The following is a 2,623-nucleotide window of genomic DNA, read 5'->3' on the forward strand; positions in this document are numbered from 1 at the left end:
CGGCAGTGTGACAATGCCGAAGCGCGGGGGTCTCGGTGGCCTTGTCGACCGTATGCTTGAGAGCAACTTCAGCTTCCTGGAGGAACTGGATGAGATGACCGGGCGGTTCCTGGACAACGCGAACTTCTTCTCGCTCGCCGACCCGACGGCGATCGGCGAAGACCAGCTCTTCGACCTGCTGATGTACGAGTATCCGGGCTGGCTCACCCAGGCCCGTGTCCGCGGCCTGGTCACCGGAACCTGACCAGTAACAGGAGATCATTTTTGGAACTCCTGTTCACCGCGCCGGCCGGATGCACGGCGGGACAGGGGAAATGCGCATCCCGGAGTGGGAGCATGTGGGAAAGAGACCTTGCGCCGACCACGAAAGGCGGTTCGGGTGGGCAAGCACTCGAGACCGGTGGACTGTCCGGGATGCGCCGGTGCGGGGACGGTCGAGGTCACCAACGACGGCAAGAAGGAGCAGAAGACCTGTCAGCTGTGCCGCGGGACCGGGCGGGCGTGAACCGCGAGGATTTCATCCCGGACGAGATCTGGGTTACCGGCGAAGACGGCTTCTTCCTCGTCCCGCTACGCCGGGACGAGGACCGGCAACGGTGGCTGGAGCTGTGTCGCAGCGACAGAGCGATCACCATCCAGGTGGAGGATGGGACGGACAGGTACGACGGCAAGGGCATTGTTCCGACCAGTTCGAGCAGCGCACCGTGGGTGATGGATCGTATGTTCGACATCCTCGACGTACGTGCGGGGATGAATATTCTGGAGATTGGCGCGGGTACCGGCTACAACGCGGCGCTTCTCGCGGAGCGGACCCGTACCGGGCAGGTCACCACCATGGAGATCGATCGGGCGATAGCCGATCACGCGAGAGCGGCGCTTCGCCGGACAGGCCATCCGGTCACGGTGATCACAGGTGACGGTGTGCGCGGGTATCCCGAGCACGCACCGTATGACCGCCTTGTCGCGACGGCGGCCGCGTCCACGGTCCCGTACGCCTGGATCGAGCAGACCCGCCCCGGGGGACGGATCGTGCTGCCTTACGTCGGCACCTTCGAGGGGGCGCTGCTCGCCCTTGCCGTGGATGCCGACGGCACGGCGCAGGGCAGGTTTCACGGCGAGGCGGGCTTCATGCGGCTACGTAACCAGCGGACCGACCCGCATGTGTGGTGGCTGGGCGAGGACGACGCGGACGTCAGGACCACCCGTCGATATCTGGATGAGCCCTTAAACGATTTCGAGGCGGGGTTCGCGGTCGGCACCTGGCTGTCCGACTGCACCAACGGGCAGATAGACGAGGGCGGCCCGGCGAAGACGCTCTTGCTGTCCCACGCCGATTCCCAGTCATGGGCCTCACTGACCGCCGGGACGGACGAGCATGAGGTGACGCAGTATGGTCCGCGCCGGTTGTGGGACGAGCTGGAGACGGCGTACGACTGGTGGGTGGCGGTGGGGCGGCCCCCGTGCACCCGGTTCGGCCTGACTGTCACCTGTGACGGTCAGGTGTTCTGGCTGGACCGACCGACGCAGGTCATCCCGTCCCGCTGACGGAACGTCGGATGCCAGCGGCGTTCCCCGACGGCGGGGGCGACGCCCGGCCGGTGCCGCATCCCCTGGTGATCTTTCTGGTCGCCCAGCCCGGGAGCGGGAAATCCCGGGTCGCCCGGCAGCTGGCCGCTGCATTCGAGGACCGCGGCGGATTCATCGACGTCGACAGCGACCGAAACCGTCCCTGGACCGCGGCTGAGATCGTCGTCGGTACCACCCGGAGGGCGCCCACGGCTGCCCCGCGCCGGTCGGCCTGGCGCCTCACACATAGTGGTAGCGGCACTGGGCTATGCGAATGTCGTCACCACTAATCTTGTAGACGAGCCTGTGCTCGTCATTGATGCGCCGTGACCAGTAGCTCTGGAACCCGTACGTCAGCGGCTCCGGCTTGCCGATACCTTCGTTTCCGTTCCGGGCGATGTTCTGGATCAAGATGTTGATGCGCGTGAGCAGCTTGCGGTCCTGGGTCTGCCACCATAGGTAGTCCTCCCAGGCGTTCTCGTCCCACACCAGCTTCACTCGGCGAGGTCCCGCACGGTGCCGCCACCGCTCTCAAGGCGGTCGATGGCGGTCAGCAGCCGGCGTGCGTTCTCCGGGCTGCGAAGGAGGTACGCCGCCTCCTTGAGTGACTGGTAGTCATCCAAGGAAACGATCACTACCGGTTCGTGGCCGGCGCGTGTGATGACGACCTCCTCTCTGTCTTCGACTACCGCGGTGAGAACTTCGGCGTACCGCGCACGCGACTCCGAGTAGGTCATCGTCCTCATGTAACCCTCTCATTTTTGTACAGAAAATTGTACGTACAGTAAACTGTACGTTTTGGCTTGGAGGTTGGCAAGGGGTGCTGGTGATCAATCGGTAGTCGGTGCGCAAAGTACGTGGTGTGGTGCTCAGCGTGGCGCAGGCCCTCGGCCGTGTCGGCCAGCGGGCAGGTCTGGTCGACGATCGCTGCGACGCCGGTGTCGATGCCCGAGGCCAAGGCGTAGTCTGTCCGAACTGTCATGCCTGGAAACCGCATAATGCCCGTATGGTCCGCCGTGTACGTGCGCTGAGCGCGGTGCTCGGGGTCGGTGTCGTG

Annotated in this window: 7 protein-coding genes; 4 read left to right on the plus strand and 3 right to left on the minus strand. The window is 65.1% G+C overall.

Annotated elements, in window-relative coordinates; all coding sequences use genetic code 11:
• The 4 genes from U9980_RS19035 to U9980_RS28640 all read left to right on the plus strand — a co-directional run.
• Positions 1-244 (plus strand): VWA domain-containing protein (locus U9980_RS19035; RefSeq protein ID WP_322769159.1); only part of this gene is annotated, 244 nt, incomplete at its 5' end.
• A 135-nt stretch (positions 245-379) separates the two neighbouring features.
• Positions 380-505: a hypothetical protein gene (locus tag U9980_RS19040; protein ID WP_322769160.1), complete on the plus strand. Its 126-nt coding sequence runs from the start codon at positions 380-382 to the stop codon at positions 503-505.
• Complete coding sequence (locus U9980_RS19045; protein WP_322769161.1) at positions 502-1,545, plus strand: rRNA adenine N-6-methyltransferase family protein; 1,044 nt, start codon at positions 502-504, stop codon at positions 1,543-1,545. The genes U9980_RS19040 and U9980_RS19045 overlap by 4 nt, the downstream gene beginning before the upstream one ends.
• 11 nt (positions 1,546-1,556) lie before the next feature.
• The gene (locus U9980_RS28640; protein WP_416210324.1) at positions 1,557-1,856 is read left to right on the plus strand and encodes a zeta toxin family protein; all 300 of its coding nucleotides are present in this window, start codon (positions 1,557-1,559) and stop codon (positions 1,854-1,856) included.
• On the opposite strand, the gene U9980_RS19050 is transcribed toward U9980_RS28640, so the two are convergent.
• From U9980_RS19050 to U9980_RS19060, 3 genes are all read right to left on the minus strand, one after another.
• Positions 1,807-2,064, minus strand: coding sequence for a Txe/YoeB family addiction module toxin (locus tag U9980_RS19050; RefSeq protein WP_322769162.1), 258 nt, complete (start codon positions 2,062-2,064; stop codon positions 1,807-1,809). The two genes, U9980_RS28640 and U9980_RS19050, sit on opposite strands and share 50 nt — an antisense overlap.
• A complete protein-coding gene (locus U9980_RS19055) occupies positions 2,061-2,312 on the minus strand; it encodes a type II toxin-antitoxin system prevent-host-death family antitoxin (protein WP_322769163.1) in 252 nt (83 codons plus the stop codon). The genes U9980_RS19050 and U9980_RS19055 overlap by 4 nt, the downstream gene beginning before the upstream one ends.
• Positions 2,309-2,623, minus strand: a 315-nt coding sequence (locus U9980_RS19060) for a hypothetical protein (RefSeq protein WP_322769164.1), incomplete at its 5' end; no start/stop codon positions are given. The genes U9980_RS19055 and U9980_RS19060, both read right to left, overlap by 4 nt.

The organism is Protofrankia sp. Cr1, from assembly GCF_963555865.1.
Classification (GTDB): Bacteria; Actinomycetota; Actinomycetes; order Frankiales; family Frankiaceae; genus Protofrankia.